21 protein-coding genes and 1 pseudogene are annotated in these 18261 nt (G+C 55.3%); 16 read left to right on the top strand and 6 right to left on the bottom strand.

All coding sequences use genetic code 11. The features are described from left to right. Positions 1 to 51 precede the first annotated feature (51 nt). A complete protein-coding gene (locus tag AC27IT_RS14035; RefSeq protein WP_283859200.1) occupies positions 52 to 1656 on the bottom strand; it encodes an S-layer homology domain-containing protein in 1605 nt (534 codons plus the stop codon). A 344-nt stretch (positions 1657 to 2000) separates the two neighbouring features. On the opposite strand from AC27IT_RS14035, the gene AC27IT_RS14030 reads away from it, so the two are divergent. Further along, positions 2001 to 2978 carry a YpdA family putative bacillithiol disulfide reductase gene (locus tag AC27IT_RS14030; protein ID WP_007783520.1) on the top strand — a complete coding sequence of 326 codons (978 nt, stop codon included), beginning with the start codon at positions 2001 to 2003 and terminating at the stop codon, positions 2976 to 2978. Between the two features lie 13 nt (positions 2979 to 2991). Here AC27IT_RS14030 and AC27IT_RS14025 read toward each other — a convergent pair whose 3' ends face one another. Then, positions 2992 to 3330, bottom strand: coding sequence for a histidine triad nucleotide-binding protein (locus AC27IT_RS14025; RefSeq protein ID WP_005836518.1), 339 nt, complete (start codon positions 3328 to 3330; stop codon positions 2992 to 2994). A gap of 93 nt (positions 3331 to 3423) precedes the next feature. Here AC27IT_RS14025 and AC27IT_RS14020 point away from each other — a divergent pair, with 93 nt between their 5' ends. Both AC27IT_RS14020 and AC27IT_RS14015 read left to right on the top strand, forming a co-directional pair. After that, a complete protein-coding gene (locus tag AC27IT_RS14020) occupies positions 3424 to 3666 on the top strand; it encodes a hypothetical protein (RefSeq protein ID WP_310669963.1) in 243 nt (80 codons plus the stop codon). Further along, positions 3554 to 3802, top strand: a complete 249-nt coding sequence (locus AC27IT_RS14015) for a DUF3139 domain-containing protein (RefSeq protein WP_122953431.1) — start codon at positions 3554 to 3556, stop codon at positions 3800 to 3802. The genes AC27IT_RS14020 and AC27IT_RS14015 overlap by 113 nt, the downstream gene beginning before the upstream one ends. 489 nt (positions 3803 to 4291) lie before the next feature. Here AC27IT_RS14015 and AC27IT_RS14010 read toward each other — a convergent pair whose 3' ends face one another. Next, positions 4292 to 5578, bottom strand: coding sequence for an acyl-CoA thioesterase/bile acid-CoA:amino acid N-acyltransferase family protein (locus tag AC27IT_RS14010; RefSeq protein WP_007783523.1), 1287 nt, complete (start codon positions 5576 to 5578; stop codon positions 4292 to 4294). A gap of 156 nt (positions 5579 to 5734) precedes the next feature. Here AC27IT_RS14010 and AC27IT_RS14005 point away from each other — a divergent pair, with 156 nt between their 5' ends. From AC27IT_RS14005 to AC27IT_RS13950, 12 genes and pseudogenes are all read left to right on the top strand, one after another. Next, positions 5735 to 6175, top strand: coding sequence for an Rrf2 family transcriptional regulator (locus AC27IT_RS14005; RefSeq protein ID WP_005836512.1), 441 nt, complete (start codon positions 5735 to 5737; stop codon positions 6173 to 6175). 332 nt (positions 6176 to 6507) lie between these two features. After that, positions 6508 to 6897: a response regulator gene (locus AC27IT_RS14000; RefSeq protein WP_005836508.1), complete on the top strand. Its 390-nt coding sequence runs from the start codon at positions 6508 to 6510 to the stop codon at positions 6895 to 6897. A gap of 306 nt (positions 6898 to 7203) precedes the next feature. Further along, positions 7204 to 8565 (top strand): ethanolamine ammonia-lyase subunit EutB, encoded by a 1362-nt coding sequence (locus AC27IT_RS13995; RefSeq protein WP_007783529.1) that lies wholly within the window; start codon positions 7204 to 7206, stop codon positions 8563 to 8565. Between the two features lie 21 nt (positions 8566 to 8586). Next, complete coding sequence (eutC, locus tag AC27IT_RS13990) at positions 8587 to 9420, top strand: ethanolamine ammonia-lyase subunit EutC (RefSeq protein ID WP_005835358.1); 834 nt, start codon at positions 8587 to 8589, stop codon at positions 9418 to 9420. A gap of 76 nt (positions 9421 to 9496) precedes the next feature. After that, positions 9497 to 9703, top strand: a complete 207-nt coding sequence (locus AC27IT_RS13985) for a hypothetical protein (protein WP_005835356.1) — start codon at positions 9497 to 9499, stop codon at positions 9701 to 9703. 124 nt (positions 9704 to 9827) lie between these two features. Beyond that, positions 9828 to 9929, top strand: a pseudogene (locus tag AC27IT_RS13980) (HTH domain-containing protein); the annotation flags it as partial. Between the two features lie 25 nt (positions 9930 to 9954). Then, the gene (locus AC27IT_RS13975) at positions 9955 to 10158 is read left to right on the top strand and encodes a helix-turn-helix transcriptional regulator (RefSeq protein ID WP_005835352.1); all 204 of its coding nucleotides are present in this window, start codon (positions 9955 to 9957) and stop codon (positions 10156 to 10158) included. A 71-nt stretch (positions 10159 to 10229) separates the two neighbouring features. After that, on the top strand, positions 10230 to 10721 hold the full coding sequence (locus tag AC27IT_RS13970; RefSeq protein WP_197186503.1) for a GyrI-like domain-containing protein: 492 nt from the start codon (positions 10230 to 10232) through the stop codon (positions 10719 to 10721). 133 nt (positions 10722 to 10854) lie between these two features. Then, the gene (locus tag AC27IT_RS13965; RefSeq protein WP_340673845.1) at positions 10855 to 11442 is read left to right on the top strand and encodes a TVP38/TMEM64 family protein; all 588 of its coding nucleotides are present in this window, start codon (positions 10855 to 10857) and stop codon (positions 11440 to 11442) included. Positions 11443 to 11463: 21 nt separating this feature from the next. After that, positions 11464 to 12153 (top strand): response regulator transcription factor, encoded by a 690-nt coding sequence (locus tag AC27IT_RS13960; RefSeq protein WP_005835347.1) that lies wholly within the window; start codon positions 11464 to 11466, stop codon positions 12151 to 12153. An 8-nt stretch (positions 12154 to 12161) separates the two neighbouring features. Further along, a complete protein-coding gene (locus tag AC27IT_RS13955; protein WP_283859202.1) occupies positions 12162 to 13538 on the top strand; it encodes a sensor histidine kinase in 1377 nt (458 codons plus the stop codon). Between the two features lie 76 nt (positions 13539 to 13614). Further along, a complete protein-coding gene (locus tag AC27IT_RS13950; protein WP_005835343.1) occupies positions 13615 to 14241 on the top strand; it encodes a LysE family translocator in 627 nt (208 codons plus the stop codon). Positions 14242 to 14349: 108 nt separating this feature from the next. On the opposite strand, the gene AC27IT_RS13945 is transcribed toward AC27IT_RS13950, so the two are convergent. The 3 genes from AC27IT_RS13945 to AC27IT_RS13935 all read right to left on the bottom strand — a co-directional run bounded on the left by AC27IT_RS13945 (position 14350) and on the right by AC27IT_RS13935 (position 16319). Next, positions 14350 to 15579 carry an MFS transporter gene (locus AC27IT_RS13945; protein WP_007783547.1) on the bottom strand — a complete coding sequence of 410 codons (1230 nt, stop codon included), beginning with the start codon at positions 15577 to 15579 and terminating at the stop codon, positions 14350 to 14352. 204 nt (positions 15580 to 15783) lie between these two features. Continuing rightward, on the bottom strand, positions 15784 to 16041 hold the full coding sequence (locus AC27IT_RS13940; protein ID WP_283859203.1) for an STAS domain-containing protein: 258 nt from the start codon (positions 16039 to 16041) through the stop codon (positions 15784 to 15786). A gap of 17 nt (positions 16042 to 16058) precedes the next feature. Then, a complete protein-coding gene (locus AC27IT_RS13935) occupies positions 16059 to 16319 on the bottom strand; it encodes a hypothetical protein (RefSeq protein WP_327945363.1) in 261 nt (86 codons plus the stop codon). A gap of 129 nt (positions 16320 to 16448) precedes the next feature. Here AC27IT_RS13935 and AC27IT_RS13930 point away from each other — a divergent pair, with 129 nt between their 5' ends. After that, positions 16449 to 18197, top strand: a complete 1749-nt coding sequence (locus AC27IT_RS13930; RefSeq protein WP_487091856.1) for an ABC transporter ATP-binding protein — start codon at positions 16449 to 16451, stop codon at positions 18195 to 18197. Positions 18198 to 18261 lie beyond the last annotated feature (64 nt).

Below are 18261 nucleotides of genomic sequence, written 5' to 3'. Positions count from 1 at the left end.
GGACAGCGGAGGCGTTTCGTTCGATTTTGTGGCCGTTCCAGCAGCAAGCGTTCAGGACAGCTTTGCCCGCACCTGCTTGAGCTTGATCGCGTTGGCGATCGCGGTCCACATGTCGGTTGACTCGGAGCCGACGTACCAATACGCCAGTCCCGGGATTTGCCACTCCAGACTCGCCTGGACCTTGAGTCCCATGGAGCGGCTTTCTTCCAGCCAGATCGTATGGGTTACGCCTTGCTTTTGGTAGGTCGAGCGGTATTGTCCAATGCTCGCATCCCAGACCGTGCTTGCCCTGTACTGGGAGAGCAACTGGTAGGAGGCAGGAATCGTCAGGTCTGTCGATTGCAGGCTGCCTTTTGCCTGATACCAGTCGCGGGTATAGAGCGGCAGGCCGACAATCAGCTTCTGGGCCGGAACTTTGTCCAACAGGTCGACGATCACTTTTTTCAACCATGGCAGCGAGGCTACTGAGCCTGCTTTCGGGCCACCCACCCAATGTTCCTCGTAGGCCATGACTACCAAATAGTCCGCAGATTTCGCCAGTTTGGCAAAGTCGTAAGGTTCACTCCAATCGGTTTTGGTATCGGGTGGAATGTCGACGGAGACGACAGCGCCTTTGGCGTGCAGGGCAGCCGACAGCTCCTGGATGAACAGGGTGAAGTTGTTGCGGTCGGCCGGGGAAAAGCCTTCAAAGTCGACGTTGATCCCGTCCAGTTGGTACTTGTCCACGTAGGCGGACAGCTTCTGGACGATGGCCTTCCGCTTTGCTGCATCCGCAAGCGCGGCATGCGTGGCGGCGGAGTCGAAACGGTTCCCGAACAGCGGCCATACCTGCTTGCCGTTTGCATGTGCCCAGTGGATCAGGGCCGCGTCGGACAAGTCGCTGACCGTGCCGTCTTTTTGCAGGAAGTACCAGCGCGGCGACAAGGTGTTGACACCGCTTTTCTTGACCTGCGCGATAAACTCGTCGGTCGTGGACTGGTATTGCCAGCCGAGCGAAATCAGCGGCTTGGCCGCCGCGCTTTGCGTCTTCAGCTCATCTGAAATGCGCTGCAAAATCACGGCCGTCTCTTCACGCGACAGCGCTTTTTGCGGGCGGAAGCTGCCTTGGTAGCCGACGAGCCATTTTTTCTGGATCGCTTTGGCGACAGAAGCTTTTGCCCAGCCGGAGACAGAAGCGGCATCTTGCACGGCCGGCGTCGCCTGTGCCGAAACGTTTTGCTCCAGGGCGCGCACCAAAAACGCGGCGGCTTCCTCGCGGGAGATCGTGCGCTTCGGCCCGAACGCCGTAGGACTGATCCCGTTGGCGATGCCGAGCGCAGCCGCAGCCTGTACGGACCCGTACGCCCACGAATTTTTCGGGACATCGGCATAAGCCGCGATATTGCCCGCCACAGGCTGGATGCCGAGCGTCCGCGTGAGCATCGCGACGAACTCGGCGCGCGTCACCGGCCGCGTCGGATGGAAGTACCCGTTTTCATCCCCCGCGATCACGCCTGCCTTCTGCAAGGAGCGAATTTGCTCTTTGGCGTAGCTGTTGGCAATATCCTTCAGGCTGTTCGTAGATGCCGTGGACGCGGGAACCCCGACGGCCAGCGTGAGGCAGTATGTCAGAAATGCCAGAGAAACCAACCAAATATGTATGTTTTGTTTTTTCATCATACATCCAGTATAAGGAGGCAGAACCAATCTTTCATTGGTCATTTTTTGGTAAGAGTGGGGGGAATGGCTGGACGGGACACACATCAAGATCAACGAAAGAGTGTTGGATATCAGGTCGGAAAAGTACGACAAGAGAACGATGGAGTAGGTGAGGCAAGCTTTTCGAATGTGCCAAGCCATACTAGGTTGGGTGAAGCTTTTTCGATCATGGCGGTGCGGTCAAGCAGGCAAGGGAACGGAACGGGTATGCAAAGCAAACACGGAAAATGATTTGGGGGGAATTCCAATATGGTATGATAAGATTGAAACGTGAGAGAAACAAAAAGCGAGGCGGAAGAGAAATGGAAGACGTACTGATTATCGGCGGAGGTCCTTGTGGTCTGGCGGCAGCGATCTCCTGCAAAAGAGCGGGACTCGATCCGCTCATCATCGAAAAAGGATCGCTCGTACATTCGATATATCGCTATCCGACGTACATGGTGTTCCACAGCACACCGGATTTGCTGGAGATTGGCGGCATTCCTTTTGCCACCGCCAACGAAAAGCCGACGAGACAGGAAGCGCTCAATTACTATCGGCTGGTAGCTTCCCGCGAAAATCTGCGGGTTCATGTTTACGAAACGGTGACCGAAGCGAAGCGGACGGAGGATGGCTTTCAGGTTGCGACGACAGACCGCTTTGCCAAGACGCATCTGTATCAGGCGAAGAAGCTAATCATTGCCACCGGCTACTTTGACAATCCGAACCGGTTGAACGTGCCAGGCGAAGACTTGCCGAAAGTCTCGTCCTTTTACAAGGAAGCGCACCCATACGCGGGATTGAAAGTCGCCATCGTCGGCGGAAACAACTCTGCTGTCGATGCCGCGATGGAGCTGGAACGGGCGGGGGCGCAGGTGACGGTGATTTGCCGCAGAACCGAGCTGTCCGACAAAGTGAAGGCGTGGACCCGGCCTGTCTTCGAGAGCCTGGTCAAAAAAGGGCGCATCCAGATGTTTTTCGGAGCCACTGTCGCTTCGATTGAAGAGCGCGCCATCCACGTCAACACAGCGGAAGGGCTGGTCACGCTTGCAAACGACCACGTGTTTGCCCTGATCGGCTATCGGCCTGACCGGACGTTTCTGCATTCGCTCGGGGTGCACACCGATGAGGAGACGGGCGTTCCGCAGCACGATCCGGAGACGATGGAGACGAACGTTCCCGGCCTCTACATAGCGGGAGTGATTGCGGCGGGCCACCACGCCAATGCCATTTTCATCGAAAACGGCAGATTTCATGGAGAAGGGATTGCCCGCCACATCGTCTCGCAAGGAAACGTTTAGGTTTTGTCTAACGCTAGAACTTCCACTCCAACTGTCTGCCGCCAATGAGGTGGTAGTGCAGGTGGAAAACCGTTTGCTGCCCATGCTGTCCGATGTTTGTCACGACGCGGAAGCCTGGCTCGGTTACTTCCATGATTTCGGCTACCTTTTGCAACGACAGATGCAGGTGGCCGATCAGCTCCTTGTCCTCAGGCTCGATGGCCATGACCGACTGGATATGCTTTTTCGGGATCATCAGGACATGTACGGGTGCGACAGGGTTAATGTCGTGAAAAGCCAGCACATGCTCGTCCTCGTACACTTTTTTGGAAGGAATATCCCCGTTTACGATTTTGCAAAAAATGCAGTCCATTTGCTTCTTCATCCTTTCTCAATCAATCGAAGGTATAAAGCCTACTTCGGCATGGAAGTAGGCTTTACCTGTTTGGGCGGGGGAAGTTTTTGGATGGGGGTGACTTCGGATTTTCAACAGAAACGAAAGGCGTTCGTTTTGGCTGAAACGGCAGCGCGCTGGCTGGCGGACATGCTGGGAACATGGATATATTCAATTCAAGCTATACAACTTAGAAAAGGAAATGCTGCACTATCTCGTGGCAACAAATCATTACAAGGAATCAGACACACTGGAAATAAAAGCAAAATATTCCAAAATGCCTACCTACTCGGTGGATGCCGTGTTCAAGGATGAACCAAATGTGACCTACAATTACACCTTGTATGATGGAAAAGAGTGGTTTCAACTGGGGCCAAGCGATGGAGAAATTGAGGGGAATCAAGACAAATACAAGCATATTGATACAAAAAGATTGCAAGGAACAGAGTAGGAGCCAATCCACGTCAAGAATGTCGGCGAAGTCAGGAGATTATCCTTACAGGGGGACGCTCTCCCTCCACTTGCGGGTTTTCGCAAAACGACATCTTTACGAAAAGCGCATCGGGATGACGTCCAATCGATTGGGAAAAATAATAGAAAGACGAGGAGACTGGCAGCGGAGTCGGAGGCAGTCTTTTCAAAATCATGGCCTCTTTCCTCGTGCGAATGGGGCCTTCTTTCATTCATTGGGGAAATGGTCTGGCAGGGACATCCATCCTAGCTTTTCCCACCAAGGATCACTTGCTTTCTTTCCGAAAAATTTCCTGTTTGGCTCCGAGCGCTGGCTGATAGTAAAGTAATTCTACTATAGCGAAACTCAAGAAGCTTGTTTCGAAAAGCGGCAAAGCTCACCTGCGAGATCGGCCGATCACTTTGGAGGCGAGAGAGCCTTGCCTTTCCTTTACTGGCAAGGCTCATCGGTGCAGTTCGCCCAGGCTTCTTATGAAAAACTCCGCTCCAAAAACCCCAACACCTCCTGCCACGAATGCTCGGAAGCGTGCGCATTGTTTTTCGGCGTTCCGCCGTTCAGTTGCGTCCGCGTGGTGGGGATATACGGAAAACGAATGCTGTGCCCCGTATCCGCGTAGCGCAGATGAACGACGGGGTGGGCAAACTGATTGGCTTTCAGACGTTCGACCATCCGTTCGCAATGCTCGGCGGCGGGCCACCAGTGATCGTCGTCGGCAGACAGCAACAGAATCGGGCCGTTGATCTTTTCCACGGGAATTTCTGCGTCTTCGAGCCACTCGCAGGCACGCCAGGCCGCTTTGTGGATTTGGTCGATGCGCCGGCCGGCATCCAGCCGTTCGCGGGACTCCTGGCATTGCGCCTCGGTCCAGGTGACAAACGGGAGCGGTTCTCCGCGAAACGACCAGGAGGACTGCGGCGAAAACGTTTCCGCGTCCGTGAACGCCCGGTCTGTGCCGATGTTGACCGTGGAGCTGGGGCTGGACGCGATGACAGCGCGGATGTCCGGTTCGAGCGACGCGGTGACCAGCGCCAGCTCGGCGCCTTTGGAGCGGCCGAAAACGGCGATTTGCCCGGGATGCACCGTAGACTGCCGTTTCAGCCACTGGACGGCGCGCTGTACATATTCGATCGGGATTTGCTGGATGTCTGTCGGCAAGTCATCGCATTGAAAATAGGCGAGCGCCAGCGCCGGATAGCCGTGAGAGGCGAACAGGGCGGCAAACTGGGAGCAGGAGCCGATTCCGCCTTCGCTGCCGCCGAGCACGAGCACGGCAGGACGCGGTTCTGGGTGAGGCTTGCTGAAAAAGAGGCCGACCAAGCCGTCCTCCCTGACTTTTTGGATGGAAACGTCGCGTGAGACGAAGATGCGCTTGACGACAGCCTTGGCGACAGGCTTTTGTTTCACCTCTGCCGTCAGGTGAATCTCTGTGGAGCGTGGGGTAAACTGAAAGTCTTCGAGGGAATAGGAGCTGTAATAGCGGAGCGTCTGCACGTTCATCGACCAGAACAGACCCATGGGGTCAATGCCTTCGTACGTGCCGAACAGAGGCGCCTGGGACACAAGATCAACAAAGCCGTTCTCGTCTGCCTGGAAAATGGCATGGGAAGAGGCCGACATCTCTCCGCCCGGCAAACCGTTCGTCATGGTGGCATGAAGCGTGATTAATTGATGCGGCATAAAACCGCTTAGTGTAATATGGACAGGTACATCGAGTAAGGCCGTTGCTGGTGAGACATCAATCTGTGGATGCATCATGCAGGCAACACTCCCCATTGAAAATATGGAATCTGATAACAACGTAAATTATAGTAGAATTCACAAATGCGCCACAGGCGGAAATGTGACGGAACGGTTAACTTGACTTCCAAACAGGGATGTAACTATAATCATTACAACGAAAGGGTGACCGACATGAAAATCAGCAGCCGTTTCTCGATTGCGGTTCATATTTTATCTCTGCTCTCCATTGATGCAAATGCTCACCATACATCGGAATGGATCGCCGGCAGCGTGAACACCAATCCGGTTATTATCCGCCGCGTGCTCGGACAACTGAAAAAAGCAGGGCTTGTACACGTCCGGGCCGGGGCGGGCGGCGCAACGCTTGCGAAAGAGCTGGAGCAAATCACATTGCTGGACGTATATCGCGCCGTCGAGGTCGTGGAGGAAGGCCAGCTTTTTCACATCCACGAGCAGCCGAACCCTGCCTGTCCGGTCGGAGCCAATATCCAGTTCGTCCTGGAGCTGATTTTGCATCGCGCGCAGCATGCGATGGAAGCGATTTTGCAGAGCGTAACGATGCACGAACTGGTCACGGACTTGCGGGAAAAAATGACGGAGCAAGCCCGGTAAGCCATCTGCCATGGCTCGTCTAGGTGAAGGTGAGCCGAAGAAAACGCAGTGTACAGTACAGGAGCGGGACAAGGGGCAGGACACGCGAGTTCCCGTATCCAAAAAGGGAAAAAGGGCGGCAGACGATGACGCAAAACACGCTTCGTCCGCCCGGCTTCTCCTGCGAGAGAAGCCGGGAACAGCGGACAGGATTCAGGCTAGAAATGGCGAAAAATAATGGATATAATAAAAGTATTCAAAAAGCTGCGAAAAAGCCGACAACGGCGTCGGTGCAAGCTTGACATTTTGGTGAGCAGTTGGCACGTCCATTCTCTTTGATGGGAGGTGGAGTATTGCGTCATCGTTATCGAATTATCATCATAGACGACGACCCCATCACGCGAATGGACCTGGTCGAGATGTTGCAGGAACAAGGCTACAACGTTGTGGCTGACGGGAAAAACGGCGAAGAAGCCGTTTCTCTGACGCAACTGTGGGACCCGCACCTCATCATCATGGATGTAAAAATGCCCGTCATGGATGGATTGACGGCTACCGGGATTATCAAAGGGCAATCGGACGCTTCCATTTTGCTGCTGACGGCGTACAGTCAAAAAGACCTGGTAGCGAAAGCGAAGACAAAAGGCGTCTGCGCCTACCTGGTCAAGCCCGTCATGGAGGAAGAGCTGCTGCCCGCAGTAGAGACGATCTTGTTGGAAAAACAAAGTTCGCTGGAAAAGTGAATCGCAACAAAAGCAATGGCGCTTGAACGAAGACGGACTGCCGTCTCCTTTTTCAAGCGTCTTTTTGACGTATAAGAGCGAGAAAAAAAGCGCAAAGGAGCGCTCGAACAACTACCGGTTCTATCCCCACCAGGCAAATTTTGGGTCACATCATCCGCATGGCCGCGATTGCTCAACGACGAGCTGGTCCCGCACGAGTTTTTTCCGGGGAGAAACGCGAAAAAGCAGGATGACCGTTTTCGCTCCCATTGTGCCGGGCGGGCAGGAAAGCAAGGAAGCCCTACCAAAGAAAGCGAGTGAAGCGAGATGAAATTGGCATGCGTCATCCGTAAAGAACATTACCAGTTCACATCCGTTCGCGATGTATTGGCGAAAGCGAGCGAAGAGAAGTCTGGCGACCAGATGAGCAAAATTGCAGCCAACTCCGCACTGGAGCGGATGGCGGCCAAAGTCGTCCTGAGCGAGATGCAGCTCAAGGACATCTACGAAAATCCGGTGATTCCGTACGAAAAAGACGAAGTCACCCGCATCATTTACGACGATTTGAATTTGTCGATCTACAACGAAATCAAAAACTGGACGGTCGGGGAGCTGCGCGAGTACATTTTGTCCTTTTCGACAGGCATGCCGGAGCTTACCCGGATCAGTCGCGGCTTGACCAGTGAAATGATTGCCGCGACCGCCAAGCTGATGTCGAGCATTGACCTGGTGATGGCTTCGCAAAAAATGAGGCACCAGGCGTACTGCAACACGCTCATCGGCGAGCCGGGCAGACTGGCGTTCCGGTGCCAGCCGAACCACCCGATTGACGATCCGGAGGGCATTCTCGCTTCGATGAAGGAAGGTCTGTCCTACGGCTCCGGCGATGCCGTCATCGGGATCAACCCGAACAACGACTCGGTTGAAAGCGTTACCAAACTGCTCAAGATGTCCCACGATTTCATGCAAAAATGGGAGATCCCGACGCAAAACTGCGTCCTCGCCCACATTACCACCCAGATGCAAGCATTGCGCGGCGGAGCGCCGATCTCCTTGATGTTCCAGAGCCTGGCTGGCTCGCAGCGGGCGAATGAAGCGTTTGGCGTCTCCAAAGATTTGCTGGACGAAGCGATGGAGTTGATGCTGCGAAAAGGCACGGCTTCGGGGCCGAACGTGATGTACTTTGAAACCGGGCAAGGCTCGGAGGTGTCGCTGGACTCGCACGAAGGCGTGGACATGCAGACGCTGGAGGCGCGTACGTACGGCTTTTGCCGCCACTGGAAGCCGTTCATGGTCAACAACGTCTCCGGGTTCATCGGGCCGGAAACGCTGTACGACGGCAGACAGATGATCCGTGCCGACCTGGAGGATTTGTTCATGGGCAAGCTGCACGGTTTGCCGATGGGAATTGCCCCTACCTACACGAACCACATGTACGCGGACCAAAACGACCAGGAAATTGCCGGGATGCTGACGACGCTTGCCGGAGCGAATTTTTACATGGGCGTGCCCGGCGGCGACGACGTCATGCTGAGCTATCAGGATACGAGCTACCACGACGATGCCAGCTACCGCGAGCTTTTGGGCCTGCGCCCGTTGCGCGAATTTGAAAAATGGCTGGAAAAAATGGGACTGATGGAAAACGGACGGCTGACAGAGCGGGCAGGCGATTTATCGGTTTTCGACTAACGAGCGGGGAGGGCACACACGATGAAACAGATCAACATGGATGACCTGATCCAGCGGGTCATGGATGAGCTTTCCAAAAAGACGGGGGAAGTGATTCACTTTCCCGAGCAAAAGGTGCGCGGCGTAGAAAATCCGCACAATCTGGAAGCATTGGAGCGGGCGATGGCGAGAACGCCGGCGCGCATCGGGATCGGCCGCGCAGGGACCAGAATGAAGACGACGAGCTATTTGCAGTTTCGCATCGACCAGGCGGCGGCACACGATGCGGTCATGAAATCGATCAGCCCGGAATGGCTGCAGCGGCTGCAACTCCCGGAGCTGCATTCGCGGGCGACGAGCATGCAGGAATATTTGATGAACCTCGACTCGGGGCGGCTGCTGTCCGACGAGTCGGTCAGATGGCTGGAGCAGCACGGCGACAAAGGCAAAGACGTGCAGATCGTCATCTCCGACGGACTGAGCACGTCTGCCTGCGAGGCGACGATTCCGGATTTGCTGCCCGCCCTGCAGCAAGGATTGGCGATGCGCAACATCAGCGTGGGCAAGCCGGTGTTCATTCACAAGGGACGGGTGTGGATTCAGGACCAGGTCGCCAAAATCGTCAATTGCAAAGTCGTCATCTCCCTGATCGGGGAAAGGCCGGGGCTTGCGACGGCAGAAAGTCTCAGTGCTTACATGATTTACAAACCGGACGCCCATACGGTAGAATCAGATCGAACGGTTATTTCTAATATTCATCGGGGCGGGACTTTGCCGATTGAAGCGGGAGCCTATCTCGCAGAGCTGCTGGAGGACATTTTGAAGCACCAGGCGAGCGGAGTCAAATATATGCAACTCCGCGCCCAAAACAGTTAGATTCCTACTGGCACATCCTCCCGTCTTGCACTAGAATACATAGAAGATAACCAATTTCTATGAGGAGTTGCTACGCATGACGGAGCCAAACCAAAACGAACTGGAAACAAAAGCGGAAAAGCCAAAAATCAGCCTGCAGGAAGCGATGAAGCGCAAGTTGGCGGAAAAGAAGCAGGCACAGGCCCAAGCGAACAACCCTGTGAACCAGAAGGCGAAAAACCAGTCGATGAAAAGCCAGTTGACGAAAAAGCCGAACAACCAGCGCAGACGTATGGGCGTCTAGTCTAGTTTTCAAGTGGAAAGAAACGAACAAAGGAGAATTTGCAGCATGGATTTTTTGCTGCGGATTCTCCTTTTTACACGTAAGAAAGCTCCGGTAGCGGAGCCGCCAAAAGGTGGAACGAGAGTTGAAAGTAGAACGATTGCTGGCGATTGTCATGATGCTGTTGAACAAACGCCGGATGAGCGCTCGCGAGCTGGCCGACCGCTTTGAAGTATCGCTGCGCACCGCGTGTCCACGTCCGGGTACGAGACATGTTTGATCCGCAAACGATTGAAACCGCGCCAAACGGCGAGATGACTGTCCGCACGACGATGGCAGACGATGAGTGGCTGACAGGCATGCTGCTCAGCTACGGCGACAGCGTGCAGGTGCTGGCGCCGGATTTCATCCGCCAGCGGATCGCGGATACGGCGAAAAAAATGTTGGCATGCTACGAGACAGACCAGAAACGTTGACAGACAGGTGTCAAGGTAGGATAGCTATACTAGGCATGTAATCCATTCTTTGAACAGGAGCGTGCAAACAGATGAATCCGACGATCGTCCAACTGGGGGAAATGCGTGTAGCTGGTCTGAAAATTCGGACCACGAACGAGGCTGAATGCGGAGCAAACGGGAAAATCGGGCCTTTGTGGCACCGCTATTACGAGCAAGGGTATCCGGCGCGTACGCCCGGGCAAAAAGAGCCGGGAGTCGTCTATGGCGTCTACTCGGATTACGCAAGCGATGAACAGGGAGCGTACTCGTTGCTCGTTGGCGTTGAGGTGGAAGCGGGGGGCGAGCTGCCTGCCGAGCTGACCGTGAAAACGATCCCGGCCGCTACATATGCGGTCTTTACAACCAGAGTCGGCCCGATGGTCGAGATCATTCAGGAGGCGTGGGCGCGCATCTGGGCGTGGTCGCAGGAGTCAGGCGTCAAGCGGACGTTCGTCGCGGATTTTGAGCGCTACGACGGTGTGCACTGCGCCGACCCGAATCAGGCGCAAGTCGATATTTACGTGGCCATCGAGCAGAAATAAGGCGCTATTGCCGCCTTCCGCAAACAGTCGCTTCCAGAGAACGGGAGCGATTGTTTGTTTTTTTCCATGATTTCTTCACAATTTTCGTATAGGCTTAAAGGAACAGGCAACAGAGGGGAGTCCGCAAGCGAACATGGATGGATTGACGAATATAGAAGGCTTGGCAGAATGGATTCGCTCGTGGGGAATGCTGGGAGTAATCGGCAGCATCTTGTTGAATATCGCCATCAGCGTGGCAGGCGTCCTGCCGTCCATTTTTTTGTCTGCGGCCAATGCCGTTGTATTTGGCTTGTACGGAGGTTTTTTCCTTTCCCTCACAGGGGAGGTGCTCGGTGCGGGCATCGCTTTTTTCTTGTACCGCTATGTCATTCGAAAAGCCGATCGGCGCAAAAAGCTGGCGTCGTTCCAATGGGTAGCGGCGATTAACCGGGCGACCCGGGTGCGAAAAGGGCTCGCCGTCGTCTTGCTGCGGCTCAATCCGCTGATCCCTTCGGGGGTAATCAATCTCGGGGCGGCGATGACGAACATGACGTTCGCCGATTTTCTTCTCGCGACACTCGTGGGCAAAATTCCTTCGATGGTGTTTGAGACATTCGTCGGGCACGATCTCGTCTACTTTGGCGAAAACAAGCTCAGGCTGGTGATCGCGCTTGCAGCAGGCGCGCTTGTTTTCCTGCTGTTCTGGAAGCGCGGGAAGGGACAGGCCAGCCAGTCGGAATAAGGGGCAAAAGGAGGCCAGGACATGTCTACGATTTTGCTGGTAGACGATGAACACAAAATTTTGGAGATTTTATCTTCCTATCTGCAAAAAGACGGCTATCACGTGCTGACGGCGATGACAGGCGGGGAGGCTATCCAGATAGCCAGCTCGGCGGCCGTCGACTGCATTATTCTCGATTTGATGCTCCCGGACGTCAGCGGTGAAGAAGTTTGCCAGCGCATCCGCAAGCATTCCCGCGTCCCGATTCTGATGCTCACCGCCAAGAGTCAGGAGGCTGACCGGATTTATGGGCTGGAAATCGGGGCGGATGATTACTTGATGAAGCCGTTCAGTCCGCGCGAGCTGGTGGCGCGCGTGCGGGCCGTCATGCGGCGCTCCGGCGACTATTCGGCGCTCTGCGACGAGTTCGAGGCAGGCCAGCTCACGATTTCGATTCGCGACAAAAAAATTCTCAAAAACAAGGTCGCGCTCGACGTCACCCCGAACGAATACCGGCTGCTCACGACGCTGGCCCGCCATCCCGGCCGGACGTGGAGCAGAGACGAGCTGGTGCGCGAAGTTCTCGGCTACGACTTCGAAGGCTACGACCGCACGATTGATACGCATGTCAAAAATTTGCGGCAAAAAATCGAGGACGATCCGAAGCAGCCTGTCTACATCAAGACGGTGTACGGACTGGGCTATCGGTTTGACGTCCCGGTGAGGAAATGAGGTTTGCGATGAAGCGCATATGGATGAAGCTGGCGCTCGCCTTTATGGCGATGGGCGTCGGTGCCGTACTGATTACGACATGGCTTGCGGTCAAGGAAATGGACGAGCATTTCATGATGTACGCAAACGAGGTGAAAAGCCAGCACAACGAAGAAATTTCCCAGGTGGCGCTCGCCTCCTACCGCGCCAGCCAGGCGTGGGACCAATCCGCTTTTTTGCAACTGGAGGCCGTCTCGTCTGTGCTCGGCCTGCACATTGCGCTGCACGACGCGCGGGGGGAAAAGCTGGGCGAATGGGGGCAAGCGCCGGGCGCTGGACGGGAGGGCGAGCACGCCACGCACGCCGAACATGCCGAGCGCGCAACCGAAACGATTCCGCTTTATGACGGCGGTCGAAAAATCGGGCAACTTGTCATCAGCCACGATGACGAAAATGCGTACATGGCTTTGGAAGGCCATTTTCAATGGGCGCATAAAAATACCGCGCTGTGGACGATGGCGGTTTTGCTTGTGATCGTCGTCGTGCTGTGCATTCCGCTGGCCCGCACGATGGTTCGGCCTGTCGTGCAGGTGAGTGCGGCGGCGCAAAAGGTCGCGCAGGGCGATCTGCAAGTGCGCGTGCCTGTACCGGAACGGCAAGACGAAATTGCCGCGCTGGTCGTCGCCTTTAACAACCTGGTGACGAGCCTGCACGAACAGGAGGAGTTGCGCAAACGGCTGACCGCAGATATTGCGCACGAACTGCGTACGCCGCTCAACACCTTGCTGGCCCAGACAGAAGGGATGATCGACGGCATCTGGGAGGCGACGCCTAAGCATTTGGAGAGCACGCGCGCCGAAGTTCTCCGCCTGATCCGGCTCGTGAACGATCTCGATCAGGTGATTCAGGTCGAGGCAGGCGCCCTGCCGATGCGGCGCGAGCAGGTGAATTTGCGGGATGTCGCCGAGGAAGTCAGCGAAGCGATGCACGTCGCTTTTGCGCGCAACCAGATTCGCTTTCAGTTGGAAGGACCAAAAGACGCCTGGATGACAGGCGATCGGCAAAGAATCGCGCAAGTCGTGGCAAACTTGCTGGCAAACGCGTGCAAACATACGCCGCCCGACGGAACGATCTGTGTGACGATCGAAAAAGCGGGCGGACATGTTAAGCTGCAGGTGCGCGACAACGGCGCAGGCATCGCCCCGGACGATTTGCCGCACGTTTTTGCGCGTTTTTACCGGGGGGACCGCTCGCGGGCGAGAGAGCGCGGAGGGGCTGGCCTCGGGCTGACGATTGCCAAAGGCATCGTGGAGGCGCACGGCGGACAAATCGCGCTGGAAAGCAGCCTGGGCAAAGGAACGACGGTCACGGTGCGCTTTCCGGGCGGGGACGAGGCCCGGACATGATCTTGTCGCCACGAATGCCAGGGCGCGCTATAATGGGGGCATCCATAGACAAACAAGAGAAGAAGGAGAGGAGAACATGTTTGATCTGGCGACGTTGAGCACGTTTTTGGCTGTCGTGATCGGCCTGTTTTTAATTCCCGGCCCTGCCGTGCTACTGACGGCGACACGCACCGTTCAGGGCGGCAGACGTGCGGGAATCATGGCGGGGCTTGGAATCGCGACAGGCGACTTCATCCATACGATTTTTGCCGCTGTCGGCTTGTCGGCGATCTTGATGACATCCGCCTGGGCGTTCCAGCTCGTCAAATTCGCCGGGGCCGCCTATCTCATCTACCTGGGGATAAGGGCGCTGCTGGAGAAACCGACAGACCCCGAGTTGCCAAAAGTATCGCCGCTGCCGCCGGGGAAGGCGTATGTGCAAGCGATCATCGCGGAAGTGCTGAACCCGAAGACGGCTTTGTTCTTTCTGGCGTTTTTGCCGCAGTTCGTCCACCCGGAGCGGGGAGCGTCCGTGATGCAGTTTGTTGTGTTGGGCCTGATTTTTTCCATTCTCGGCTTCTTCTACACGTCGCTGATCGCCCTCTCTGTGCGGCCGCTGGGGCATCTCGTCAGACGCATCTCCTGGATCGGTCGTTGGAGCGGCAAAATGATCGGGTCTGTCTACATTTTGCTCGGGTTAAAAGTAGCGCTGCAGCAAAAGTAAAGCAGGAAAAAAGCGGCATCGTCCATACGAGAAACTCCCTTTTGCCACCGCCAGGCAAGCGTTGTCTGACGAAGCGAAAGGGAGTTTTGTTATTGGGCGTGCGATGCGTTATTTCGCAGCCAGTTGCGGATCGGAAGACTGCTGTTGGGCTTGCTTCCCGGCCAGGCCCGGTTTTTTCGAGCGAATCAGGATGGCGGTAGCGAGCAGGGCGATTCCGTTGATAATGAACACGTAGCGGATCGGGATGGCGCCACCGAGCACGCCGCCGAGCACAGGGCCGAGCATCGTCGCGAGCTGGTTGGCGGACTGGTTCAGGCTGAAGGCTCTGCCGCGAAACTCGGGTTCGGTCACTTTGACGATCATCGCGTTAATCGAAGGGTAAACCGCCGCGAAAAACAGGCCGTAGGCGAAGCGCAAAACCCCGAAGCCGTACAGGTTGGTGAAGAAAAATTGCAGCAGGTTGCCGAAGGCGCCGCCGAGCAAGCCGATGAACAAAATTTTCGTGTAGCCGACCTTGCCGCCGAGTTTTCCCCATTGCGGAGCGGCGATCACGGTGGCAATACCGACGGCAGCGAAAATGATCCCGGCGCTGAGCGAGGCTTCCTGCTGCGAGGCCCCGAGCTGCAACACGTAGACGGTCAACAGCGGTTCCAAGAGCATGACGGAGATCGTGACCATCAGGCTGAGGCCGAGAATCGTCATGAGCGAGCGGTTGGCGATGGCAGCCCGCAAGTCTTCCCGCACGTTGGAGCGGCTGCCGGAGCGGTTCATGTTGGTCTCTTTGACGAGGAAGGTCGCGATCAGCGCCGCTACGAGCACGACACAGCCGGAGAAAAGAAAAGCCTCTGCGTTTCCCCAGAGGTGACTGACTACCCCGCCGACGAGCGGCCCGACAATCCCGCCCGTGGCTCCAGAGGTTGCCATCACCCCGAGAGCGTACCCGACGTTTTTTTCCGGTGTATTCGTCGCTACCAGCGCGATCGCGGCAGGCACGTAGCCGGCGAGCAGCCCCTGAAACACGCGCAGCACCAGGAAAAGGTAAGGATCTGTAATAAAGTAAGTCAGGAAGTACAACAAAGCCAGGCTAAAACCGGATCGGATCAACATCGGTTTTCGCCCGTATTTGTCGGCGAGCGAACCCCAGTACGGTGAGATCAGGGCGCTTGCCAAAAAGGTAATGCCAAACGAGATACCAGACCAGGCTTCCAAATGCTCGTGAACACCCAAAGATGTATGGAGGAAGATGGGCAAGAATGGTATGGAGATCGAGTAGGCTGTGCTGCAGAAGAAGACGCCGACCCATAACACAAACAAATTACGCTTCCATGAAAACTCCATCTTTCTGTTCACAACCTTTGCAGTAGAAAAGCCGGAAATTTGATATTGATTATTCTAGCACTGGTTTTTGGCGCTGACCAATAAAGAAATGTGATCGTACTATTGCAAAAATGAAATAAGGAAAAAACGAAACGGGCACAAGCAACGCGTCTGGCGCATACAAAAACCCCTTTTGACGGAGCGAAAAGGGGGAGTTGCTGTCTGTCAATGCCCGGCAGGAACCGTGATTCCAAGCCGATCTACAAGCTGTTTGCTTTCTTCATTCAATCCCGTGATGAGCACGAATTTATCGGCATCGCGGTATTTGGCGACTACTTTGGAGATGGCGGTTACGGCTGACATATCCCAGACATGCGAGCGGGAAAAATCAATGACAATCTGGCCGGGATCGTTTGGAACATCGAATTGCTCGACAAAGTGCGTCATCGTACCGAAAAACAGTTGCCCGGAAATCGCGTACACGTTTTCACCTGTTTCCCTCATAATAGCTGGTGGAGTGCAAGCGTGCTCGCCAGCATCGCGTACATGGTCCCCGAAGCTCCGACGAAATGCGGAAGCTGTGCCATGAAGATGAGGATCGCCAGTTTTTTTTCACAGGAGGCGATTGTCCAGTCTATGGCGATTCGCCGTGCCCCTTTGCGGACCGAAAGTATATTGGCAAAAGAGGCCGTGATCTGTCCAAACAGAAAGGGGTGGCCTTTTGCAGCCGCAAGCGGGACGAGCCGTGCTGCAAACTGCAAGGGACGCGTTCTTTTGCAAAATGATGATCGATCTTGCCAACAAATCCAGCTATAATGAAAATGATTTTCAAAAAAAGCGTGAGGAGCTGTGTCATGTAGCTTGTCAATGAAAAAGGAGGTGCTGCTGCGATGCTTCGCAGATTTTTTTCTTACTACCGGCCTTATCGTGGATTGTTCGTACTCGATTTCACCTGTGCGATCTTCGTGGCTGTTCTGGAGCTGGGATTTCCGCTCGCGGTAAACATGGTAGTCGATCAGCTTCTGCCGAGCAAAGACTGGGAGCTGATTGTCTGGGCCTGTCTTGGGCTGCTTGCGCTTTATGCCATCAATGCGGGAATGAACTACGTGGTCACCTATTGGGGGCACATGCTCGGGATCAACATTGAGACGGATATGCGCCAAAAGCTGTACGACCATATCCAAAAGCTGTCCTTTCGTTTTTTCGACAACACGAAGACAGGCCATCTGCTGTCACGGTTGACGAACGACCTGATGGAGATCGGCGAGGTGGCCCACCACGGCCCGGAAGACTTGTTCATTGCGATCATGACCTTGGCAGGAGCTTTCATTCTGATGTTCAGCATCAACGAAGAAATGGCGTTGCTCACTTTTGTGGTCATCCCTGTCAAGACCTTTTTTGTCGTGTACTTCAACCGCAAAATGACGAAGGCGTTCCACCGTCTGTACGGAGACATGGCGGATTTCAATGCGCGCGTCGAGGACAATGTCGGCGGCATGCGCGTCGTACAGGCGTTTGCCAACGAGAGCTTTGAAAACAAGCGCTTTGCGGAAAACAACCAGCGTTTTCGTCTGACCAAGCTGTTGTCCTACAAAATCATGGCCCAGAACGCCTCGGTCAGCTATATTCTGATGCGGCTCGTTATTTTGTTCGTGCTGATCTGCGGCAGTTGGTTTGTCATCGAAGGCTCTCTCACCTACGGGGAGTTCGTCGCCTTCCTGCTGTTGACGAACGTCTTTTTCCGTCCGCTGGAAAAGATCAACGCGATTATCGAAAGTTATCCGAAAGGCATTGCCGGCTTCAAGCGCTACATAGAAATTATGGATACGGCGCCAGACATCGCAGACGCTCCGGATGCGGTCAAGGTAGAGGCGCTGAAGGGCGATATCGAGTACAAAGGCGTCTCGTTCGGGTACGAGCAAGGCTCGCGCGTTTTGCAAAACATTGATTTGCGCATACGCGCGGGAGAGACGATTGCCTTTGTCGGTCCGTCCGGCGCGGGGAAAACGACGCTGTGCAGCCTGCTGCCGCGGTTTTACGAGATTGACGGAGGCAGCATCACGATTGACGGACTGGATATTCGCAACATGACGCTGGCTTCGCTGCGCAGCCAGATCGGGATCGTGCAGCAGGACGTGTTTTTGTTCTCCGGCACCATTCGGGAAAATATCTCTTATGGCAAGCAGCACGCAACAGAAGAAGAGATTTGGCAAGCGGCGCGCCGGGCCAAGCTGGAAGACTTTATCCGTGCGCAGCCGACAGGGCTTGATACGATTATCGGGGAGCGCGGGGTGAAGCTGTCTGGCGGACAAAAGCAGCGGCTCGCGATTGCCCGGATGTTTTTGAAAAACCCGCCGATCCTGATTTTGGACGAAGCGACGTCCGCTCTCGATACGGAGACGGAAGCGGCGATTCAGCAGTCGCTCGCGGAGCTGTCGCAAGGGCGCACCACGCTGGTGATCGCGCACAGGCTGGCGACGATCAAAAACGCGGATCGCATCGTCGTCGTGACAGAGCAGGGCATTACCGAACAGGGGAACCATGAGCAACTGCTGGCACAGGATGGCATCTACAGCCGGCTGTATCAGGCGCAGTTCGGCTCGTATCTGGAGCAGCCGCAAAACGCTTTTTCCAGCTAGCGCCCGTCCTTGTGCTGGCGGAGGCGTTTTGGAAGCGAGCTTTTCAATCAAAAAACGGGGGAGA

The organism is Brevibacillus sp. YAE8 (genome assembly GCF_057543335.1).
Note: the sequence above shows the minus strand (reverse complement) of the source record. Positions and strands in the feature narration are given on the sequence as shown.